The following is a 22283-nucleotide window of genomic DNA, read 5'->3' on the forward strand; positions in this document are numbered from 1 at the left end:
TTTAATTTAAATAAAAACCCGCTGACATTTTAGCGGGTTTTTATTTGTAAATATCATTAGTATGGCAGTGGTACAATATTACATGCTCGCCTGCCACAATTACAAAATAATGGAACAACCACTTTTAGGGTTTAACCTCTTATCAACTGTAAAAATCTTTTTTCAAAGAACGTTCTTCTTTATCTACTAAAAATGCTACTAATACATATCTCTCTGGGGCTGATCCAAGAAAATTAAAAGGGTAGCATGTGCTGACTGTTAATATCGGACGGGGTTTTGGGACAATTACAGTCCGATCGTCTTTGTCTACAATTCTAACCTGTTTCACTTTATAGGTAAATTCTCCAGCTATTGTCGAAACCACGAGTAAATCACCTTTTTTTACTTCCCCAAGCTTTCGGAATACCGTATCTCGATGTCCAGATAAAACGGAATTATCCTTTTCTCCTGGTAAGACACTACCTGCAAAGTGTCCTACCCCTTTTTCAAGTTCATCTTCATCTGTCCCATGATAAATGGGAAGTTTAGCATTTAGCTTCGGGATAAACAGTTCACCCATTTTTTCCCCGACATTTGGACGAATCTTATAAAGTTCATTGCTGCTTTCATTAATTTCTGTTGTACCTTTTGAAACAGGTTCTGAATAAACTTTTTCATTTTTATTTATTTGTCCAACTTTGTAAATTAAGTATCCTTTTGCAAACTTATAACCATTGGTTGTAGAGAACCAAAAGCCTACAAGTATAAAACATATTGCTATAAATAATAAAATAAATCTCTTTATCTTCATGCTACTGAACGTATAACCGTCTAAACATGAAAAAACCTATTAGTACAAATGATAAGCCTGCCAATGCGTTAGTTCCATAATCAGATGCCGTTTTAGGAAGTTTTGCTCCTTTAACGGTTTTGTGTTTTGGTGCACTCTTAATTTTCTCTATTTTATCTATTACTTTAGGAACCTCTTTAATATCTTTACCTGTTTCTTGTATAATTGTGGCCCCTATCATTTCTGGTGTTAATTTCATATCCAAAATAAGGTTTCCTTTTAAATCATACAATTTAATTAAAAGCTTATAGCCTTTATTCATCTCTTTTAAAAATAATAGTTCTCTTAGTGAAAGTGATTTTGTATCCTTTCCATTTGTTAAATAAAACTTAGGTTGCAACTCAAGAATGTTCATCAATTTTTGGGAGATAGCTAAAAATTCATTGATTTGTTCTTCTGTTAATTCATCTACACTTTCAAAATCTTCAAAAGCAATCATTCTATTAGCTAATTCCATTAAACGCTCTTCCATTACTGGATCGGTTAATTTCTCTTCCAATGATAACATGTGATTAAAAAGAGCTTCCACTTCTGCTTCTGTCAGATCCAGTTCTGTAAACATTTCATCAATCTCAAAATCTACCTCTGGTTCTAAGAAGAAACTTACATCAAAATACAAATCTTCGACAAATATGTAATTATCTAGTGTTTCACCATTTTCTTCAAGTAGTACAATTAAAGAGGAACGATCTAAACCATAATCATTATAGATTGTGTCTAAGTTGCTGTAATTCGCTTTAATGGCAGGTCCTAATGATTCTTTCAAATCACTTAAATTTTCAAAATAAGCAAGCTCTTCCCCATAATATTCCATCACATAATCTTCAAGATTTTCTTTTGTGACTTCCATTCCACGCTCTTCACTTACGTATGAAAGATAATCTGTCAGTTCTTGTTCACTAACTGCAGCAAATGATACGTTTGGAAACAAGGATAGCACTAGAGTAAAAATAGTTAACAAAGCAAAAAATCTTTTCATCACTTAAAAACCCACCTTTATATATAAATGCAATAACACAATCATATTTTATAGGAAGTATTTTGTATAGATAAATTTTCCATTTCCAAAAAAATAAGAATAAGAAAATGCACCTAACCCAAAATAGTTCTGGTGCATCTTTTATTTGTATATTTATTTCTCTACAGAAAACCAGCTGCTAGTTACTGTTGATTTATTTCCAGCAAGGTCTTTCCCTTCAAATATAAATTTGTATTTACCTTGGTTTACCTTATTTTTGTTATCAAATCTTCCATCCCAGCTTAGCGAATGGATACCTTTTTCCAAGGATTTATTTTTTGTTAAATATCTCACTTTTTGATTATTGCTATTCACAATATAAATAGTAAACAGTGCAGTTTCAGCAGTAGATATCTTTGCTTTAACACCTGCTGTTTTCCCTAACTTTAAGACAGTTGGAGATGGTGCAAAGCTTTTTATTTGAGGGGCTTTACTATCCACTTTAACCATTATTTTTTTAGAATCCCCTTTTTGATTCGAACTATCAATAATGTCTAACTTGATCCTATAATCTCCATCTGTAACAAGTTTTCCTTTGCTGTCTTTACCGTTCCAGGATAATGAGTGAGAACCCCCACTATAGCCTTTATGATTTAGAATGGTCTGAACAACCGTCCCTTTTTTATTGTATACTTTAGCACTAACCTTTTGATACTTGTTAAGGCTAAACTTTACTAAGAAGCCTGTTGAGACTTTAGGAGAAAAATAAGTAACCGTCTTTTCCAAGATGATAGATGGCTTAACCTCATTAGTAACTGTTATTGTGCTCTCCCTCGTTAATTTATTGGTTCCTTTTTCAGCTTTTACTACTATCTTATAAGTTCCATTGCTCACATACACTCCACTATCGTTTTTACCGTTCCAGATTTCTTTCATTTGACTTCCAGATGATTTTTTATTCTTACTTATTGTTCTGATTATTTTTCCGGTCTTATCTTTTACAAAAATGGTTATCATTGTTCCGCTATAAGTTTTAAAAGCTGCAGAAACGGTATTGCTACCGTTCATTACAAATGTGTTTGATGACAACGTTATATTCGATAGAGCTAATGGTGTGTTAACTAAAGCTTTAGAAACATCTATTCTACCAAAACCAGTAGATTCGTCCCACCCTGCTTGATTTAAATCCACTGTTGATTTTTTTAATATCCTATTCACTTCCGATTCTGATAAAAATGGGTTCTTTGACAGCATTAAGGCAATTGTTCCTGTTACAACGGGAGCTGCCATTGAGGTTCCACTCATATAACCGTATCTGCCGTATGCAAAAGTTGAATAAATATCTTCTCCAGGTGCTGTAAAATCCACATAACTTCCGTAGTTAGAAAAATAAGCAGGCTTATCTAGAGAGTTAGTTGCGCTAATTCCAAATACTCCTTTATATCCTGCTGGATATGTCTTTCTGCTTATATTGTCGTTACCAGCTGCCGCTACGACGATTAAACCTTTCGATCTTGCATAGTTTATGGCATTTTCAATTACGTAACTATAATAATAACTTCCCAGGCTTAAATTTATAACGTCAGCACCCTTATCTGCAGCGTAGATGATAGCAGTAGAAACTTCTTCTGCCGTTGTAGAAGCTCCAGAAAAGACATTGATTGGCATGATTCTTACATGAGGAGCAATCCCAGAAACACCAACATCATTAAAAGATGCCGCAATAATACCTGATACATGAGTTGCATGATCATCGGGATAAAATGTTGTATCCCCGTCTACGACATCATATGGATTATACATTTTCCCCCTTAGGTCGGGATGATTAATATGGACGCCTCCATCTATAACGGCAACCACCACATGGTTTGAACCTTTCGTTGTGTCCCATGCTTTTTCCGTGTTAATCATTTTATGAAACCACTGATTTTTATAAAAAGGATCTTTCGGTGTATACCCTTTTTTAATTAAATAATTAGGCTCTACTCTTTCCACGAGTCCATTCTTAGACAATTTACTCGCCAGTTCTGTTATATCAGTATTTTTACGGAGTGAAATAACATAAAAATCTTTACCAAGGGATTTTATTTTCACTAAGTTATAAAGATTCAAGAACTTTGCTTTTTCTTTGTGAGACAATTTTGGTGAAAGTTTAATAATTAATTCATTTTGAATATACTCTGTATGCCGGAACATATTAAAAATTGAATCATTTGATAGATATCCTTTATTATGTAGGCTTGCATTTACTGTATAAGCAGCGATAGAAATATAAAAAAAAGTCGCCAGAATTATAGAAATTGTTAACTTTTTCACGTCCATACTTTCCCCCATAAAAACATGTTTTTCATTTATTATACATAATTACCAATAAACACTATATAAATGGATTAAAAAAACCCATTCTTTTATGAATGGGATAAAATAATTACCTAAGTGCTTCTAATATTTTATGTTTTTCTAGCATTCTTTCGATCTCAGGTAATAATTGTTTGCTGATTTCATTGTCTTTTAGAGCAAATTCAAGAGTAGTCATAATGAAACCTAGCTTTTCTCCAACATCATATCTTTTACCTTCAAAATTATAGGCAAAAACTCGTTGGAAAGTATTCAACTTTTGAATAGCATCTGTTAATTGAATTTCTCCACCTGCACCAATTTCTTGTTCTTCGAGATAATTAAAGATCTCAGGAGTAAGTAAATATCTTCCCATTATAGCTAAGTTTGATGGTGCAGTACCTTGTGCTGGTTTTTCCACAAAATTATGTACACCATAGAGGCGTCCATCTTTATTCATCGGATCAATAATTCCGTATCGGCTTGTCTGTTCATCCGGTACTTCTTGTACACCAATAATTGATGATCCGGTCTTTTCATACTGTTCAATTAACTGTTTTAAACAAGGCTTCTCACCTTTTACTATGTCATCTCCTAAAAGTACAGCAAATGGCTCATCCCCAATAAACTTTCTTGCACACCAAACGGCATGACCAAGACCTTTAGGCTCTTTTTGCCTAATATAATGAATATCAGCCATCTTGGATGTATGCTGAACTTTTTTTAATAACTCTACCTTTCCTTTTTCGAAAAGGTTTTGTTCCAGTTCAAAGGCATGGTCAAAATGGTCTTCTATTGCCCGCTTCCCTTTACCCGTTACAATAAGTATATCTTCAATACCAGACTCAATAGCTTCTTCAACAATATATTGAATAGTAGGTTTATCTACTATCGGCAGCATTTCTTTTGGCATGGCTTTTGTAGCAGGCAAGAATCTTGTTCCTAATCCTGCTGCAGGAATTATAGCTTTTTTTACTTTCATATTTTATACTCCTCTATTATGATATTTCAGGAAAACTAATTTGAAACTCACCAAATTATTCTATCACATTATTTTACAGTTAAGTACCTATTTTAAAAATAATTTACAGAAGTAAACATGAAAAACCCCGTTCTTCAACATATGAATGAGAACGAGATTTTATTAAAGAATTAATTATTTAGTAATTTATTTAATGCATTAACTGTAATTATTTCAATATATTTATTAGGATTCGCATAAGATTCATGACCATATGAATCTAAAAACCAACTCCAATAAAAAGTACCCGTTGCAAATGTTTTTCCCCCACCTGGCTTGTTATACCAGACTACATGGGCCATAGTATCTTTTCCATAAAGTCTTACTGGTGATTCAGCAAGAACTTCGACACCCTTCATTTGTCCATCATACCGGTCAATTTCTCCTCCAACAACGCCAGCTATTTTATCACCTTTTTTTAATCCAGTCCCTTTAAAAATCCAGTGAGAAGGATTTGATATAACCAGAGGCTGTTGTTTTTGTTCTGGAATCCCTTGATACATGATTCCTAGTACTTCTGACTCTGGACGGCTTACAGGATCACTCCGAAAGGTAGTTGTAACTTCTTTTGGATTTGACTTTAAATAAGGATCTTCATCCGCTCTCTGTTTATATCCAACCATTAGCTTGTCATTATCACTTAAACGGACTTGCCAGTATGCTACATTTGCATTAATCACTGCTAAATTTATTCTACTATATGTCTCTTCCTGTATGCTGTCCCTCATCGCCTTTGTCCAATACTCATCATGACCTGGAATTAGTAACAACTTTATATTTAAGTTTGATAAAAGACCATTATCTACATCAGTATCTGTAAAATACGTTAGTTCATATCCTTTTTTCTCCATCCACCTGATCATATTATACTCATACGCAAAGAACTCTCCTGAACCTCTTCCGTTATTATAAGGTCGATCAAAAGACAACTCTACAGCGGCTTTTTTCTCTGTACTATTATATCCATAGAAACTCTTTCCGCCCCAGTTATTATAAGCTTGATAAGTGTTGGTGGATATTAAAACACCAATAGATGCTTTAGGCGCTCTCTCTTTTACAACAAATGTTATATAGTTGCTCTCTTCACTTGTATTTGTTAATTTTGCCAAATACACGCCTGACTGCCATGATTTATCTGCTCTAATTTGTATAGTAGGTTTCCAATTCGCCTCCATGGTATCTGGATTTGAGACAGATGTTTGTTTATTAATAGGCAGCTTTTTAATAGTGCTTACATGTTTAGCCCCATCACCATTGTAGTAACCCATACGAAAAATTTCGATCTTATATGGTTCTATACTATGAATGAATAAATTTAATTTTTCTCCAGGATATACAGACGTTTTAGAGGCATAACCTTGAAGTGAAGTTCCTGACGGCCGTTTAATCGTCCAGTCAGCATCTGTACTCTCAATATGTTTAGATTCAATAATTTGATCGTTCGGAAGAGATACAAGTATTGACGAATTAGATTGTAATTCGAAAACAGAAGATGATAAAAAAGTAAAAAAGGCAAACCATTTTAAAAGCATTTTTTTTCCCCCTAAAAATAGTAACATTACAATAATAATAGTTATTTAATACCTTGTATACATAAAATTTCCATTTATTAAAGAGAAAAATTTTGTTTACTTGTGTAAAAAAATTCAATATTTTAGTAAATTATCCCTATTGTATTAATATTTTGATTGTATATTATTAACTTGCATACCAATGGTATAGCTTATTAATAAAGGGGAAAAATCATGAAATTAAGAATAATAGGGGCAGTTTCATGTTCATTGTTAACGTCAATACTCTTTACTTCTGCAGTATCTGCTGAATCGAATCCACTCGTTCAAAATCAGTATTCTACTGATAGAAGTTCAGCATATAGCACAAAATACAGCCTTCAGTCACTTCAAGCTTCTGTTACTTACAAGCAAGTTATTGATACGTATACTCTTCATGAATACTTCTTTTCAACAAATGGTGGGCAGTTTACAGTTTCTGAATTACATAATGGAACTGGTGAAATCTTTTTTTCTATCATTGATGCAGATACAGAAGAGGTTATTGAATTTGGAGATTCCAATACGTTTACCCTTCCAGCTGGAAATTATCTTTTTGAAGTAGAAGGACTAAATGAACAAGCAAAACAATATGAATATTCGCTTTCAGGTTCATTTACTAAACAGCCCAATAATTCTTTGCCTTCATTGTCTGTAACAAAACCTTTAACTCATGATGTAAGATTAGCCAAAGGAAGCACTCGCTTAGATGTAGGTGGATCAACAACTGCTGATGCACTTGATCTATATGTAAATTTTAATAATGAACCAATAAGTCTTGGTACATCTTTTAGTAAGTCATTAACTGTTCAGCCTGGTCATAATACAATTGCGTTTAATGCTTTAGACAGCAATTCTTTAAATGCGATATGGTCAGTATATGATGTGGTATCTCCTGGAATTCAGCGTATTGGTGGTAAAGATCGATATGAGGTGTCTACGGGGATAAGTAAAGAGCTTGATAATAAAGCTGCTTATGGAGGTACTGTCATTATTTCCCGTGGTGACTTATATACTGATGCATTATCCGGTGGGCCATTAGCAGCGTTTGAAGGGGCGCCTGTCTTATTAACAGGTACGAAGGCTCTTCCATCTACTGTTATTAATGAACTAAACCGATTAAAACCAGAGAAAGCTATAATACTAGGTGGTACAGGATCTGTTTCAGTCAATGTTGAAAATCAATTAAAATCTATGGGAATTCAAACAATACAACGAATTGGCGGTAAAGATCGTTTTGCAGTTTCTGCAGGAGTAGCTGAGCAAATTGCGGATTATGCAGATACGGCAATTATTGCAAGTGGATTAAATTTTCCGGATGCACTTTCTGCTTCTGGTATGGCTGGATATATGGGCATGCCAATTTTATTAGTAGGTACGAACTCAGTTCCTGATTCAATTCAAACCTTTATTAAAAATAACTCTAATATTAAAAAATTCATTATTGTTGGAGGGCCAGCAACTGTTTCTGATAATGTAAAAACAAAAATTTCTCAATTGCGCAACGGAGCAAAGATTGAAAGACTTGGTGGTTTAAACCGTTATCAAGTTTCTATCAACGTAGCAAACTACGGGATTGAAAATTATGGAATGGATTTGAGCTCATTATTAATTGCAAGAGGTGACGTTTTCGCCGATGCATTGTCTGGAAGTCCTCTAGCAACATTTACAGGTTCACCTATTCTTTTAACTACTTCAACTAAAGTAGAAGGAAATCTTAATAACTATTTGAAACAAAATCAAGGAAAAACTGATTTCATGTACATTCTTGGTGGTTCTGGGTCGATTACTCCAACGACAGAGCAACAGCTATCAACGTTTATTAAATAATATAAAACATCCTGATTTAAACACGTGTTTAAATCAGGATGTTTTTTTGTAATTATATACAATTATTCTTCTAACAGTTTGCTTAACGCGTTTATCGTCATTCTCTCAATATGTTTATTAGGTTTTGCAAAAGATTCATGACCAAATGAATCTAAAAACCAATTCCAATAAAAAGTACCGGTAGCAAATACTTTTCCACCATCAGGCTTTTTATACCAGATTACATGCGCCATCGAGTCTTCTCCATATAAACGAACTGGAGATGCTGCAAGAACTTCCACTCCTGGCATTTCTCCATCATAACGGTCAATTTCCCCACCGACAACACCCTTGATTTTATCTCCTTTTTTTAAATCTGTACCTTCATACAGCCAATGTGAAGGATTAGAAATAACAAGAGGTTGTTGTTTTTGTTCTGGAATACCTTGATACATAAATCCTAATACCTCATACTCAGGACGGTTTACAGGACCGTTTCGGAATTTTGTGGTAACTTCTTTTGGATTTATTTTTACGTATGGATCTTCACTTGCCCGATATTTATAACCTACCATTACCCTGTCCTTATCCTGAAGACGGACTTGCCAATAGGCCACATTTGCATTAAATACAGCTAAATTCATACGACTGCTTGTTTCCTTCTGAATACTATCCCTCATTGCTTTCGTCCAATATTCATCATGACCAGGGATTAATAACAATTTAGTGCTTACATCTGATAAAAGACCATTGTCAACATCTGTATCTGTAAAATAGGTCATCCGATAGCCCTTTTTTTCCATCCATCGAATCATGTTGTATTCATATGCAAAGAATTCTCCGGATCCTCTTCCGTTGTTATATGGTCGGTCAAAAGAGAGTTTTACCGCTGCTTCGTTATTGGTGCTGTTGTATCCATAAAGACTCTTACCACCCCAATTATTATAAGCCTGATACGTATTGGTTGAAATGAGTACTCCAATTTGGGATTGAGGATGCTTATCTTTTACAACAAATGTAATATAACTTTCCTTCTGACCTGTATTCGTTAGTTTAGCTAAATAAACACCGGATTGCCAACTTTCATTTAATCTCAATGAAACAGTAGGTATCCAATTTGCTTTCATAGTGCCTATATCCGTAGAAAACGATTGCAGGCTAACTGGTAAGTCCTTTATCGTATGTACAAGTTTTGCTCCCTCTCCATCATAATAACCCATTCTAAAAATTTCTATCTTATATGATTGTGTACTATGAATAAATAAATTTATTGCATCACCAGCAAAAGCAGAGGTAGCAGATGCATAGCCCTGAAGAGATGTTCCAGCAGGTTCTGTAATCTCCCATCGATGTGGTATTTCAATAACTTTATTACCAACAGAACCCGTACCACCAAGAATCGTAAAATTATTTATATTTTTATCATAGATAAGCTCTTTAGATTCAACTGGCAGACGATCTGAAAGAGTTAAAAGCATTGGAGCATTTTGTTTTGCTGCAAGTACAGACCCTGTTAAAGCATCGGCAAAAGTCATTCCGGTAGATAAAAAAACATGTTTAGTAGGTAAATCTAGTTCTCGAATGATATTTGATGCTACTTCAAATCGATTCTTACCACCGATTCTCAAAGGTGCAGGTAGCACATTTTCTACCTTCTTATTAATACTGCCTTCCCCTCCAACAATATAAGTTTTGTTAATTTTTTTTTCGTGTAATGCTTTCTGTGTATCAACTGGTAACTTATTAGAAAGTGTGAGGAGAATGGGTATTTCTTGTTTTGCTGCAAAAGGAGCAATTGCTAATGCATCAGGAAAATTCATTCCATATGCAAGAATTGCCTTACCATTATTGGAAAGTTTTTTTGAAATTCTGTATGCTACTTCAAATCTGTTCTTTCCTGATATTCTTTCTATACTGACTCCCATTTTCTTAACTTCATTAGCTACCTCATCTGAAATACTTCCCGTACCACCAATAATGATTACTTTTTTAGGCTTGAGTCTTGTAATCTCTTTTTTGGTAGTACCGGTTAATTTTTGGGGTTGCGTAAGTAAAATTGGAGCATTTAGTTTATAGGCTAAAGGAGAGGCTGATAATGCGTCTGCATACGCAAGGTAGTTTGATAGAATTAAAGTGTCTGCTGATTGCGGCCAACCTTTCTTTGAAACATTTACTGCTACTTCAAACCGATCAGCACCGGCAATACGAGCTGATTGCGTGTCGTGGGCTTGAATCTCTATAGTTGAAAATAAGAATAGTAAAGGTATTAATATTGCAAAGATTTTAAATTTCATCTAACTCCCCCTTTTTTAATAGACAATTATATAATAATAGCTAATTAACACATTGTATACATATATTTACTATTTATTAATTTACTAGAATAATTGTTAAAAAATTCATACAAAAAAGCCTAATATAATTAGGCTTTTTTAGTTCTATCTATAAAAGTTTTCAATCGCCTTAGCTAAGGAATGGCTTCTGGAATTTTGTGCGCTACTATTAGAAAGAATAGATAGTTCACTGTTGTTAGACATATACCCTAACTCGATAAGAATAGAGGGCATTGTTGTCCATCTTGTTACAAACAAGTTGTGATCTTTAATATAACCTGCTCCAATTCCATTATATCTAATTGCTGTTGAAGCTATAGGTGCAAGCTCAGCACTTTCCTTTGCTGCACTAGAAGGAGAAATTGTATCGTACGCAATGATGTCTCCTTGATAACTCATACTCTTTGTTGTACTGCCATCTTTATAATAAAATAATTTTCTCTCCGTATCTTCTCTAACAAAGGGATAGGTTTTACCTGCATACTTAACGTAAACATCTTTTGTTTCAATACCTGGCCGGTAGCTGCTGTAGTGAATACTTTGACCTGAAGCAGATTTATCTACAGATGAATCATGGTGGATGCTAATAAATAAATCCGCATTTTTAGTGTTTGCAAAAGCAGCCCGGTCCTCTAAGGAAATAAACTTATCGTTTGCTGGATCGCGAGTGTAAATAATTTCAGCACCCATTCCTTTTAAATGGCCAGCAAGTAATTTTGTAAAACTCATGTTTAGATTCTTCTCATAAAACTTACCGTTTACAGCGCCTGGGTCAGTTCCACCATGTCCAGCATCTAATACGATTCGTTTTCCTGCTAATGGAAGATCATTTTTTAATTGTGAAACGACAGCATTACTTACCGAACCTGTACCTCCAAAAACAGTAAAGCTCGTAAACTTGCTTTGATCTATGTAATTTTTGGTTACAGAAGGGATAGCATTTACTTGCGTTAATAATAAAGGCATGTTCTGCTTTGCTGAAAGAACAGAACCCGTTAAAGCATCTGCAAATGTATTTCCGTTTGAGATTGCCGCTTTTGTTGATGAAGGATTAAACTTCTTGGCAATATTAACAGCTACCTCAAAGCGATCTTTTCCGCCAATACGAAGTGGATTAACCAGTTGTTTCTCAACTGTACTGTAGACACTGCCTGTCCCTCCTACTATGATTGTCTGTTGCGGCTTTTTTTCTTGTAAGGCCTTTTGTGTATAAGCAGGAAGTTTATCTTTTGTCGTTAGTAGAATAGGATACTCGTGCTTAGACGCGTATGGAGAAATACTCAAAGCATCCGCAAACGCCGTACCATTTGAGATGACTACTTTACCAGCAGCACTTAATTTTCTAGACACTTTATAAGCTACTTCATAACGATCTTTTCCACCAATTCTTTCAATTGATAGATTCATTCCTGACAATTTTGTTTCAACGTTTTGATTAATACTGCTTGTACCGCCGATAATAATAACCTTTGAAGCTTTTAATCTTTTAATCTCTTCTTCTGTTTTAGCATTTAGTCGATCTGGATTAGTTAATAATATAGGTGCATTTAATTTATATCCTAAAGGTGATGCAGCTAGTGCATCCGCAAAAGCCTTGTAATTTACAAGCACGACTGTAGTACTACCTGATGACCATCCTTTTTTGGATACATTTACTGCTACCTCAAACCTGTCTTGTCCATTTACACGCTCAACTGTAGCTTCATTCGCACTTACAGCAGCATTTGATAATACGAGAACAAATAAAAATAACAGAATACTTAGCTTTTTTTTCATATTTCCCCCTTATTTTGAATAGATTACTTCAATAAGTATAACTTTATTAATCTATATTTTGCTAAAATAATCTAAAATTCTACAAAATAAGAAAATGGAACTAAAAAACCCTGTTGCACTGCTATCATCCAACAAGGTTTTTAAAAATAAGCTTGATGTTTTTATTAATTTTCATAACCGTTTTTATTTTTTTGCTGCCAATTCCATGAGTCGCGAAGCATATCCTCAAGACTTTTTTCTGCAACCCAACCTAACTCCTGCTTGGCTTTGGTAGGATCGGCATAACTTACAGCGATATCTCCAGGACGTCGATCTGTTATTTCATATGGAACTTCTACACCTGTAACTTTTTCAAAAGTCTTAACAATGTCTAATACGCTGTACCCTTCGCCAGTTCCCAAATTATAAGCATCTACCGTATTATTAGTTAATACTTTATCCAATGCTTTTAAGTGTCCTCTAGCTAAATCCACAACATGGATATAATCACGAACACCTGTGCCGTCCTTAGTATCATAATCATTACCAAATACACGTAACTTTTCAAGCTTGCCCACTGCAACTTGAGTGATATATGGTGTTAAGTTATTAGGAATACCGTTTGGATTTTCTCCAATCAGCCCGCTTTCATGAGCACCCACTGGATTAAAATAACGAAGTAAAGCGATACTCCATTCGTTGTCTGATACATACAAGTCTCTAAAAATCTGTTCCAGCATAAGCTTGGACCAACCATAAGGATTTGTAGCTCCAAGTGGTGTATCCTCTTTAAGAGGAACTGTCTCAGCTGTTCCATAAACCGTTGCAGAAGAACTGAACACCATTTTTTTTACACCAAACTCTTTCATTACATCACAAAGAACAAGAGTTCCTGAAATGTTGTTTTGGTAGTAATATAGAGGTTTCTCTACCGACTCACCAACGGCTTTTAGACCTGCGAAATGGATAACAGCATCAATTTTGTTTTCAGAAAAAATTGCTGTAAGACCTTTTTTATCTATAAGATTTACATTATAGTATTTTATCTCTTTTCCAAGGATCTTCTGAATCCGGTTATATACCTCTGGATTACTATTTACAAAGTTATCTACTATTACTACATCAAAACCTGTATTTACTAACTCCACTACAGTATGGCTTCCAATATAGCCAGCTCCGCCTGTTACGAGTACTGCCACGTAATAACCCCCAGTTAATAAAATTAAATCACTTTTTTATTGTATTATGAATTGAAATATAAATCTAATATACACTTTTTTCTGTTTGTTTTTTTTCGATATTAACAGTTTCTCTTACGATGTATATCGGACGATTCTTGCTTTCATCATAAATCCTTGCAATATATTGACCTACTATGCCAACTCCTAAGAGTTGAATACCACTAAAAAACGTGATGGCTACCATAATGGATGCCCATCCAGCTTGGACTTGTTGTCCAATTAATTTTATGATAATGGTGTAGCATAGAACAGCTATAGATATTAGGACTGAGAGAAAACCAAGTGTCATGACAAAGCGTAATGGTTTAGTTGAAAAAGCGATAATGCCATCTGAGGCAAACTTAATCATTTTTTTTAATGGGTATTTTGTTTCTCCAGCAAATCGTTCGTCTCTCTCATATTCAATGTACGTTTGACGGAATCCTACCCATGAGAACATTCCTCTAACAAAACGATTTCGCTCCGTCATATTTTTAAATACATCAGCCACTTTACGGTCTATAATACGGAAATCACCTGTATCTTTTGGAATATCAATATCTGACATGTAATTTAAAAAACGATAAAAGTATTTAGCTGTCATCAGTTTAAACCATGTTTCACCGCTGCGTTTTTTCCTTTTGGCATAAACGATCTCATATCCTTGCCTCCATTTATCCAATAGAATAGGAATGACCTCAGGAGGATCCTGCAGATCAGCGTCTATAATTACAATCGCATCACCATTTGCATAATCAATTCCTGCTGTTACTGCCGTCTGATGGCCAAAATTCCTTGAAAAGTCTATCACTTTAGTTCTGTAATCAGCTATTGAAATTTCTTTTAAAATTTCAATGGTGCGATCAGTACTTCCATCATTCACAAAAATAAACTCATAATTGATCTCATTATCATTCATAACTGCTTTTATCCGATTATAACATTCCTGCGCAACTTCTTCTTCGAAGTACATAGGAACAACAACAGAAACTAGTTCTCTCACTGTTTTCCCTCCATTTTCATGGCTGTATTATTAAAAGTCCAGCTCTTATTTAAAGTAAAATTAATGACTAATCCAAACCCTGTAGCCAATATTTGAGCGTAAATGGAATGCAGTGAGGTACGCTCAACCAAAAGGTAAAGAATAAGTGTAGTTATAACCAAAGTAATCATATTAACCACAATAAATTTCATAAAAACTTTTGAGCTTCTCGTTCTTGATTGAAATACCCAAGTATTATTCCAGTAAAAACTATTAATAACCCCTAAGCTATAAGCAATGATATTTGCAATTAAATAGTTCATTCCAAAGTTTATGAAGACCATATAACTAACAATGGTTATTAACGTATTCAAAATGCCTACAGCTCCAAATTTAAAAAACTTTATCATATAACCTATCCCCTAAGCTTCTATTTCCTTCTTCTCACTTAACGTAACATCTCGCGTTCTTGACTGTGCCTGTTTAAGTAAAACAGAGTATCCGACACAACTTGTCATAATGAGCAGAGGTGTTAAACTGACAAGATATCTTGATCTCGCTTCCCACAGAATAAAAAAGAAGAAAAACCCAATAACTGACAAGAGCGAGAATGTGAAAAATTCATTTCTTTTTGTTCGTATAGCAAAGAATACAACTCCAGCCAGAATTAAGAAATGCTGTATACGTGCGAAACCTTGAATAATATATCCAGAATTAAAATCCATCAGCTTAGTAAAGTTTTCTGGATGCTCAGGCTGCCTTTGTAGCTTGTTTAAGGAGTAGAAAGTACCATCGGTCCATGTATGACTAAGCTTATCCAAACTGTAACGAATGTTCCCAATCAATCCTTTTTCCTTAATTCTTTTCTTTAGCTCATTTATGTGAACTTCTTTTACATGATTCTTTGTAGTTGTTTTTAGAAGCTTGTCTGTCAGAATCACATCCTCAGCTGCATATTTTCCAAATCGCTCTTCGTTCTGTCCCATCATTAACCAATGAGTGACCGGAAAACTATATTTTTCAACTTTTTGCTTATCAATGATTCGATTCTCATATATAAATAAGTTAAATAAGGAATTTAAAACGAAGAGTGTTAGGAATGGAATTAGAAACATTATCTTCTTCCATTTTTTTAAGTACAAAAATAAGATGAGGCTGAATGCAATAACAAAAATAATTAAGGATCCCTTCAACAGCATACCAAGTGAAAAAAGAATGGAGGCAATGAAGATAGTTAAGATATCCCCCCCAAAAGTGCCTCCTTTTCTAATCAATAAATTTAAAGGAATCAATATGAACAGTAAGGAAATTGTATCTGTATAAACGATAGGTGCATAAAAGATATAGGGAAAATAGAATACACTCACTAATAAACTAATTAAGCCTATTGAATGTCCGGCTACTTTATAAGTAATTCTAAAAATGAAATAGTGGCTTAATGTAATAACAAATATATTAAAGAGTTGAAAGGTTTCTAAATCTGGCGTAAAAATACTTCCAATAACCGCTAAAAGACAAACCAGAAAAATATTATTTGGATATTTAGCAAAATAATCGCTCAGCTCTCCGCCTTGAAGGACAATACCAGCATTTTTAACTACTTCTCCAAAATCCCAAGAAGGATTAACACTTAGTAATCCCACTATTATCAGTTGAAGATAAACACTTGCAGCTAATAAAGCAGGAACAGCGTATTTAATAGGTATTCTCTTTAGGAAATTTAGTATTGGATAACCAAATTTATAAATCAAACCTAATATTAGTATGGCAATAATTAAGGTTATAACATTAAAATATGGTGGTGTTAGCTGGCTTGCCGAATGATAGCCTCTGCTAAAAAAAATATTTAATCCTATTATTATTGTTGCAACGAGAATAAAGATAAAAAAGATACTTCTATGTAAAAAGGTAAATAATGCATGACTCACTCAAATTCCTCCAAAAGTATTAACTTTTCACTTTAAAACAAGTGTAATTCAAACATCTATTGTAACACTATTTTTTATTTTTAATTGTAAAAAATTCTCTATTTGAATATTAAGCCTGAGGAGTCCATTAAAAAAAACAACCCTTTAGAGGGCTGTTTTAAAGAATTTTACTTTTTTATTACAAGCTTTTGTCCAGGATAAATTGCAGATGACTTTAAGTTATTGCTTTCTTTCAGCTGCTTTACCGAAACACCATAGCTCTTACTGATGCCATAAAGGGTATTTCCAGACTTTACTGTATAAGTAGTTGTTGTGGAAGATGCAACTTTAGTTGTTACTGGTTTTGCTGTTAGAGTAGGCACAACTTGTTGAGCATGTCCACTAACTTTTAATGACTGTCCTACACGAATCGTTGTAGATTTTAGTAGATTTAATTTTTGAATAGCTGCAACAGTTGTATTATACTTTTTGCTGATTCCCCAGAGTGTTTCTCCTCTTTGAACTTTATGTACAGTTCCTGAAGTTACTATAGTTCCATTAGCGTTATAAACCGTTGTTGGCTTTGGTGCAGCAGCAACCACTTTTGCTGCAGTTACTTTGTCATTAATAACACGTCTAGCTGTTACATATCTTGAACCCCAATAATATGGAGAAAACGCATCAGTAAACATAACACCTTTTGATTGGGCATTTAACATTTTCCCATTTCCAGCATAAATTCCTACGTGATTAATTGAGCCATTGAAATCTGTATCGTAAAAAACAAGATCACCTTTTTGAAGATTAGCTTTTGATACCGCTGTTCCTACTGATGCTTGTCCAGAACTTGTTCTTGGCAACGTAATACCATGTTTAGAAAAAACGTATGACGTGAATGAAGAACAATCAAATGTGCTTGTATTACCATATGCAGAACCATATTTATAAGGTGTTCCAAGATAGTTGTCACCTGTATTAATAATGTCATCACCTAGTGAAGCATGTACCAGCTCACCTGATGAAAATAAAACACCTGCTGCGATCGCTATAGACATAACTTTCTTCTTCATGAATGTATGTACCTCCAATTGATTATGTTATGTTTCCGTTAACCAATTGGGTTCAAGTAATTGCATTAGTAGATTAGTTCGAAATATATAAAAGAAAATCGAATATGTACTGTATGATTCTACCTTTTCCTTGACCCCATCGTCCCATGTCTATGGTAGCACATTTATCCATGGTAGATTATTACATGTTTATTACATATCCGACTTATTTTTTGTAATTTTTGTAACATTGTGCAAGAAAATGTCGTTTATTATGAAATTTTATTGATTTTCAAGGGTAGTTTGAATAGCCTCAGCTACTGATCCTGCCCCTCCTAAAATAGTAAAATCTAAAACTTTCTTTTCTTTTACTAACGAGGAAACACTGGCTGGTAATCTATCTTTTCCAGTTAGTAATAAAGGAGCATTGTTTTTAGCCGCTAGTACTGATCCTGTCAGAGCATCAGCAAATGTTAATCCCGTCGCTAAGTATGCCTGATCTGTTGATAGATTAAGTTCTTTAATTATATTAGTCGAAACTTCAAATCGGTCTTTACCGCCAATTCTTCTTGGGTTTGGTAAATTATTATAAACTTCTGCACTAACACTTGCAGGTCCACCGACAACAATCGTATTTTGCATATTCTGAAGTGCGTCTTTTGTATCATTAGGTAATCGATTTGGAACAGTTAAAAGAATTGGGTACTTATGTCTTGCTGCATAAGGAGCAATAGCTAAAGCATCAGGAAAATTTAATCCATTTGCAACAATTGCTGTTGTTGCCCCATTAAGCTCTCTAGCAATATTATATGAAACTTCAAATCTATCTTTTCCTGCGATTCTTCTTACGGAATTTACTAGCCCATCTACCTCATCAAATACTTGACTGTTAATACTACCTGTCCCGCCGACAATAATTACTTCATCAGGGTTAAGCTTGATAATTTCATTTTTTGTTTCCGTGGTTAAACGATCTGATTGTGTCAAAAGAATAGGTGCATTAAATTTGTAAGCTAATGGTGATGCGGCTAGGGCATCAGCAAACGCATTATAGTTTGCTAGTATTAAGGTGTTACTGGTGTTATCCGTGGCAAACCCCTTTTCAGCTACATTTACAGCAACCTCAAAGCGGTTCTTTCCTGCTAACCGTTGAACTTTACCTTTATTCGACGGGGCTTGGATCAATCCATATCCGAAGGCAGTATCCTTTCCGCCTGCTCCTAAATCAAGAGTAAGGTGCTGTAATTTTAATCGGATATTTTTATTTGATAATGTCGGATAGCGTTCTTTCAAAAGTGCTAAATTACCAGAAACAAACGAAGATGCAACAGATGTTCCACTCATTTTGGCATATCCATTGTTTAAATAAGTGCTATATATGTTTTCACCAGGTGCAGAAATTTCAATGGTTGATCCTGTTGCTGAATTGGTTAACCGTTTATCCCCATAGTCTGTAGCAGAAACTGCAATAACTGTACTGTAACGAGCAGGATATTCTACTGTATCCCCGCTACCATTTGATCTGCCATGATTCCCTGCAGCTCCAACAATTAATATACCGCTATTGTATGCTTTATCTAATACTGCTCTTAATGCTGGTGAATCTACTTGTTCTTCAAGTGATAGACTAAGATTTATAATGTTCATTTTATTAGAAATAGACCATTCAATTCCTTTTATAAGGGAATCAATCTCACCTTTACCTTCTTTATCTAATACCTTCACAGCATAAAGAAGTGCATCTGGTGCTACTCCAACTGACCCAAAGGTATTATTTTTTGCACCGATGATTCCAGCCATGTGCGTCCCATGACCATTATCATCATTATAAGATTTCGTATACGATTTATAAGAAACCCCACCTGATATTTGAAGATCATTGTGCTGTGTGATACCCGTATCGAGTATCGCAATCTTAATCCCTTTACCTGTATATCCAGAACTCCATGCTCTTTGTGTTACTAATTTGTTTATTCCCCAGTCTGTAACTTGTCCATTGGACTGAATTTTTGTATTGTTTTGTACAAATGTGACATTTGGGTTGTTCTTTATCAAAGTGACTTTCCCAGCTGGTACAACTGCTGATACCATTGGCATATGTTTAAACGTATGTTTAATCTCTCCGCCAAAACTGGTCACAATTTCACGATTTACTTTTTCGTCAAACATAATAAGTACTTCCTCATGGTTACTGTTTGCATGTACAATATTAATTTGTGAAGTGAGAAATATAGTGACTAGTATAAGTGATAATATTTTTTTCATATGTTGTACTCCTTGGGTAATTTTTAAAAAGCTATTAATCTTTAAAATTCAATTTCGAGAGTGTATTAATTTGAGACATGTTTACATGAATCACCTCAATTTGTATTTTTTACAATAATAATAGTATAAAATAAAACCTCCCATTAAAGGAGGTTTTAGGTAATTTATTTTACATTTTCTTTAAAAACGTTTTTCACTTTCGGAGTCACATAATGACTGCCTCCGCGTTCCTTAACATCTTCAATCATCATGGAAACTAAAAGTGATGGATTTTCTGTATTATACCCTACAAACCAGCCCAACTCTTTCCCGTTCTTATCGTCCAGACTCATTTTTAATTCCGCTGTACCTGTTTTTCCTGCAAGCGGAAGTTCTTTCATAAAAGCGTCTCTATGTGCTGTTCCATTTGCATGAGCGACAACCTGCACAAGATCCTCTCTAATCATTTTTGCAGTATCAGGCGAAATCACATTTTCTTTCCAGATCTTACTCTCTTTTGCCTGATCTAACCTTGGTGATAAAAGGTTTCCTTCGTTTAGGAATAGTGTATAGGACATTGCAAGATGAAGGGCACTCATTTGAATCTTTCCTTGTCCAAATCCGCTGTCGGCAAGCTGCCCTTCAGACATCCCTTCTTCTCCAATAGAAGAGGCAACGAATGGGAAGGAAACGGGAAATTCTTCACCAAATCCGAATTGTTTTAATCCATCTACAAACTTGTCTCTACCAAGATTAAGCGCAGCTTGAGCAAAGTAAATATTATCCGAGTAGATGAGTGCTTTTTTCAGATTTACACTCGGGACATCAGTAACTCTTGTTACTCTGTATTCCCCCCAAGATTTATCCTTCTGCCACGTCTTACCCTTTACTTTCATTTCCTCATTTGGCTTAAGTGCACCATTTTCCAATCCAATTGCTGCCGTTAATGGTTTTAGTGTAGAACCTGGTGCGTACGTGTACTTAAAACGGTTCATTTTTGGTTTTTTTGGATTCTCTCGCCACTTTTGATCAAGCGCTTTTGGTATTCCGAGTGTGTATTGATTTGGGTCGTAAGACGGACTGTTTACCAATGCAAGGACGTCCCCAGTTTTTGGATGAATAGCGGATGACGTTCCCACATCACTCTTTATCTGATTATAGATTGAGCGCTGCACTTGACTGTTAATCGTCGTTTTTACATCGATTCCATGAACAACTTCTTTTTGTGCCAATACGGATTTTTCTTGTTTTTCATTATCGAGAATTTTAATAATTCCGCCGCTTGTTCCTCTTAGCTGCTCTTCATACACCTGTTCAAGGCCTGCTTCACCTATCCAGTCTTGAGCTGTGTATCCTTTTCCTTTTAATTTCTCTAATTTTTCAGCACTTATTGGTGCAATGTACCCCGTTAAATGTGCAGCAGCTTCTTTTAAAGGATATAAACGCGTTTCTTTCTTTTGGAAATCAACACCTTCGAGAGCGATGGCGTTATTAACTTTTGGATCTTCTAATTCCAGTTTCTTTATCGGAACCCCGTGATGCGGCTGCACCCAAGACTGATTTAATTTTGCTTGAATCTCTTCTTGGGAGATTCCGAGTAATTTAGATAAAGGTTCAAGCGTTTTTGTTTGTTCTTCTGGCAGTTTTTCAGGAACAATAATAATTTCCGCTGCTGTTCCGTTATAGGCCAGCGGATTACCTTCCGCGTCTAGAATTTGTCCTCTTTTAGCTGTTAAAGATGAAGCAGATATTCGGTCGCCTTTCTCCATTTCAGGAAAGATGTGTAATGTATTCCATTTAATTCTCCATTCTTCTGAGTCCTCTTTCTCTTCAAGCTGAAGCTTCATATTATGTGAATACTCGATTGGACCGGCAAGGGTATCCATCTTCACAGTATATGGAAGACTCTTTATCTCACTTTCTTTTTCTTCCTCTTTCTTTTGCTTCTTCATTTTTACTTCTAGTTTACTAGCTTCTATTCCACTATAGATATCTGTATAGCGCTTTACGAAATCGTCTTCAGAAATTGCCCTCTTTGATTCCGAATCTAGCATCTTATACATACTCTTATAATCTTTTTTATTCCAATAACTTAAATACTTTTCTAGAGCATTTTCTGGCTTTGGCGGCTCTGAGCAAGCAGTTACTACTACCATACAAAGAACAGCCAACATGACGATTTTGTGTATATTCTTCAAATCTTTTCCCCTTTCAACAATTTTTACAATAATTTTAAACACTTGTTTATTATAACAAAAGAGGACATGTATATTTCTGATAAGCACATGA

At 34.7% G+C, this 22283-nt stretch carries 15 protein-coding genes; 1 reads left to right on the forward strand and 14 read right to left on the reverse strand.

All coding sequences use genetic code 11. The features are described from left to right. Nucleotides 1-142: 142 nt before the first annotated feature. From KUV80_RS10575 to KUV80_RS10595, 5 genes are all read right to left on the reverse strand, one after another. Complete coding sequence (locus KUV80_RS10575) at nt 143-790, reverse strand: class D sortase (RefSeq protein WP_222462673.1); 648 nt, start codon at nt 788-790, stop codon at nt 143-145. 1 nt (nt 791) lies between these two features. Continuing rightward, nucleotides 792-1808, reverse strand: coding sequence for a processed acidic surface protein (locus KUV80_RS10580; RefSeq protein ID WP_246625189.1), 1017 nt, complete (start codon nt 1806-1808; stop codon nt 792-794). 153 nt (nt 1809-1961) lie between these two features. Beyond that, on the reverse strand, nt 1962-4103 hold the full coding sequence (locus tag KUV80_RS10585) for a S8 family serine peptidase (protein WP_222462675.1): 2142 nt from the start codon (nt 4101-4103) through the stop codon (nt 1962-1964). Nucleotides 4104-4215: 112 nt separating this feature from the next. Beyond that, nucleotides 4216-5106, reverse strand: a complete 891-nt coding sequence (galU, locus tag KUV80_RS10590; RefSeq protein ID WP_222462676.1) for a UTP--glucose-1-phosphate uridylyltransferase GalU — start codon at nt 5104-5106, stop codon at nt 4216-4218. Nucleotides 5107-5276: 170 nt separating this feature from the next. Then, a complete protein-coding gene (locus KUV80_RS10595; RefSeq protein WP_222462677.1) occupies nt 5277-6677 on the reverse strand; it encodes a N,N-dimethylformamidase beta subunit family domain-containing protein in 1401 nt (466 codons plus the stop codon). A 213-nt stretch (nt 6678-6890) separates the two neighbouring features. On the opposite strand from KUV80_RS10595, the gene KUV80_RS10600 reads away from it, so the two are divergent. Then, a complete protein-coding gene (locus KUV80_RS10600; RefSeq protein WP_222462678.1) occupies nt 6891-8525 on the forward strand; it encodes a cell wall-binding repeat-containing protein in 1635 nt (544 codons plus the stop codon). Between the two features lie 62 nt (nt 8526-8587). Here KUV80_RS10600 and KUV80_RS10605 read toward each other — a convergent pair whose 3' ends face one another. The 9 genes from KUV80_RS10605 to KUV80_RS10645 all read right to left on the reverse strand — a co-directional run bounded on the left by KUV80_RS10605 (nt 8588) and on the right by KUV80_RS10645 (nt 22192). Beyond that, nucleotides 8588-10798 carry a N,N-dimethylformamidase beta subunit family domain-containing protein gene (locus tag KUV80_RS10605; RefSeq protein WP_222462679.1) on the reverse strand — a complete coding sequence of 737 codons (2211 nt, stop codon included), beginning with the start codon at nt 10796-10798 and terminating at the stop codon, nt 8588-8590. A gap of 144 nt (nt 10799-10942) precedes the next feature. Continuing rightward, nucleotides 10943-12613: a cell wall-binding repeat-containing protein gene (locus KUV80_RS10610; RefSeq protein WP_222462680.1), complete on the reverse strand. Its 1671-nt coding sequence runs from the start codon at nt 12611-12613 to the stop codon at nt 10943-10945. A gap of 164 nt (nt 12614-12777) precedes the next feature. Then, on the reverse strand, nt 12778-13791 hold the full coding sequence (gene galE / locus KUV80_RS10615; protein ID WP_222462681.1) for a UDP-glucose 4-epimerase GalE: 1014 nt from the start codon (nt 13789-13791) through the stop codon (nt 12778-12780). Nucleotides 13792-13855: 64 nt separating this feature from the next. Then, nucleotides 13856-14815 (reverse strand): glycosyltransferase family 2 protein, encoded by a 960-nt coding sequence (locus KUV80_RS10620; protein WP_222462682.1) that lies wholly within the window; start codon nt 14813-14815, stop codon nt 13856-13858. Beyond that, on the reverse strand, nt 14812-15204 hold the full coding sequence (locus KUV80_RS10625; protein ID WP_222462683.1) for a GtrA family protein: 393 nt from the start codon (nt 15202-15204) through the stop codon (nt 14812-14814). Before KUV80_RS10625 ends, KUV80_RS10620 begins: the two co-directional genes overlap by 4 nt. A 12-nt stretch (nt 15205-15216) precedes the next feature. Then, nucleotides 15217-16722 (reverse strand): glycosyltransferase family 39 protein, encoded by a 1506-nt coding sequence (locus tag KUV80_RS10630; RefSeq protein ID WP_222462684.1) that lies wholly within the window; start codon nt 16720-16722, stop codon nt 15217-15219. Nucleotides 16723-16889: 167 nt separating this feature from the next. Beyond that, nucleotides 16890-17771, reverse strand: a complete 882-nt coding sequence (locus tag KUV80_RS10635; protein WP_222462685.1) for a C40 family peptidase — start codon at nt 17769-17771, stop codon at nt 16890-16892. A 261-nt stretch (nt 17772-18032) separates the two neighbouring features. Further along, nucleotides 18033-20015, reverse strand: coding sequence for a cell wall-binding repeat-containing protein (locus tag KUV80_RS10640; protein WP_222462686.1), 1983 nt, complete (start codon nt 20013-20015; stop codon nt 18033-18035). A gap of 164 nt (nt 20016-20179) precedes the next feature. Further along, nucleotides 20180-22192, reverse strand: coding sequence for a penicillin-binding transpeptidase domain-containing protein (locus tag KUV80_RS10645; protein WP_222462687.1), 2013 nt, complete (start codon nt 22190-22192; stop codon nt 20180-20182). Nucleotides 22193-22283: the final 91 nt, after the last annotated feature.

The organism is Fictibacillus nanhaiensis, from assembly GCF_019801215.1.
In the GTDB taxonomy this organism is placed as follows: Bacteria; Bacillota; Bacilli; order Bacillales; family Fictibacillaceae; genus Fictibacillus; species Fictibacillus nanhaiensis_C.

Excerpts from the sequence above, each read along its gene's own strand:
- KUV80_RS10575 (WP_222462673.1), bottom strand. The coding sequence starts at position 790 with ATGAAGATAAAGAGATTTATTTTATTATTTATAGCAATATGTTTTATA.
- KUV80_RS10580 (WP_246625189.1), bottom strand. The coding sequence starts at position 1,808 with ATGAAAAGATTTTTTGCTTTGTTAACTATTTTTACTCTAGTGCTATCC.
- galU (WP_222462676.1), bottom strand. The coding sequence starts at position 5,106 with ATGAAAGTAAAAAAAGCTATAATTCCTGCAGCAGGATTAGGAACAAGA.
- KUV80_RS10595 (WP_222462677.1), bottom strand. The coding sequence starts at position 6,677 with ATGCTTTTAAAATGGTTTGCCTTTTTTACTTTTTTATCATCTTCTGTT.
- KUV80_RS10600 (WP_222462678.1), top strand. The coding sequence starts at position 6,891 with ATGAAATTAAGAATAATAGGGGCAGTTTCATGTTCATTGTTAACGTCA.
- KUV80_RS10605 (WP_222462679.1), bottom strand. The coding sequence starts at position 10,798 with ATGAAATTTAAAATCTTTGCAATATTAATACCTTTACTATTCTTATTT.
- KUV80_RS10610 (WP_222462680.1), bottom strand. The coding sequence starts at position 12,613 with ATGAAAAAAAAGCTAAGTATTCTGTTATTTTTATTTGTTCTCGTATTA.
- KUV80_RS10625 (WP_222462683.1), bottom strand. The coding sequence starts at position 15,204 with ATGATAAAGTTTTTTAAATTTGGAGCTGTAGGCATTTTGAATACGTTA.
- KUV80_RS10635 (WP_222462685.1), bottom strand. The coding sequence starts at position 17,771 with ATGAAGAAGAAAGTTATGTCTATAGCGATCGCAGCAGGTGTTTTATTT.
- KUV80_RS10640 (WP_222462686.1), bottom strand. The coding sequence starts at position 20,015 with ATGAAAAAAATATTATCACTTATACTAGTCACTATATTTCTCACTTCA.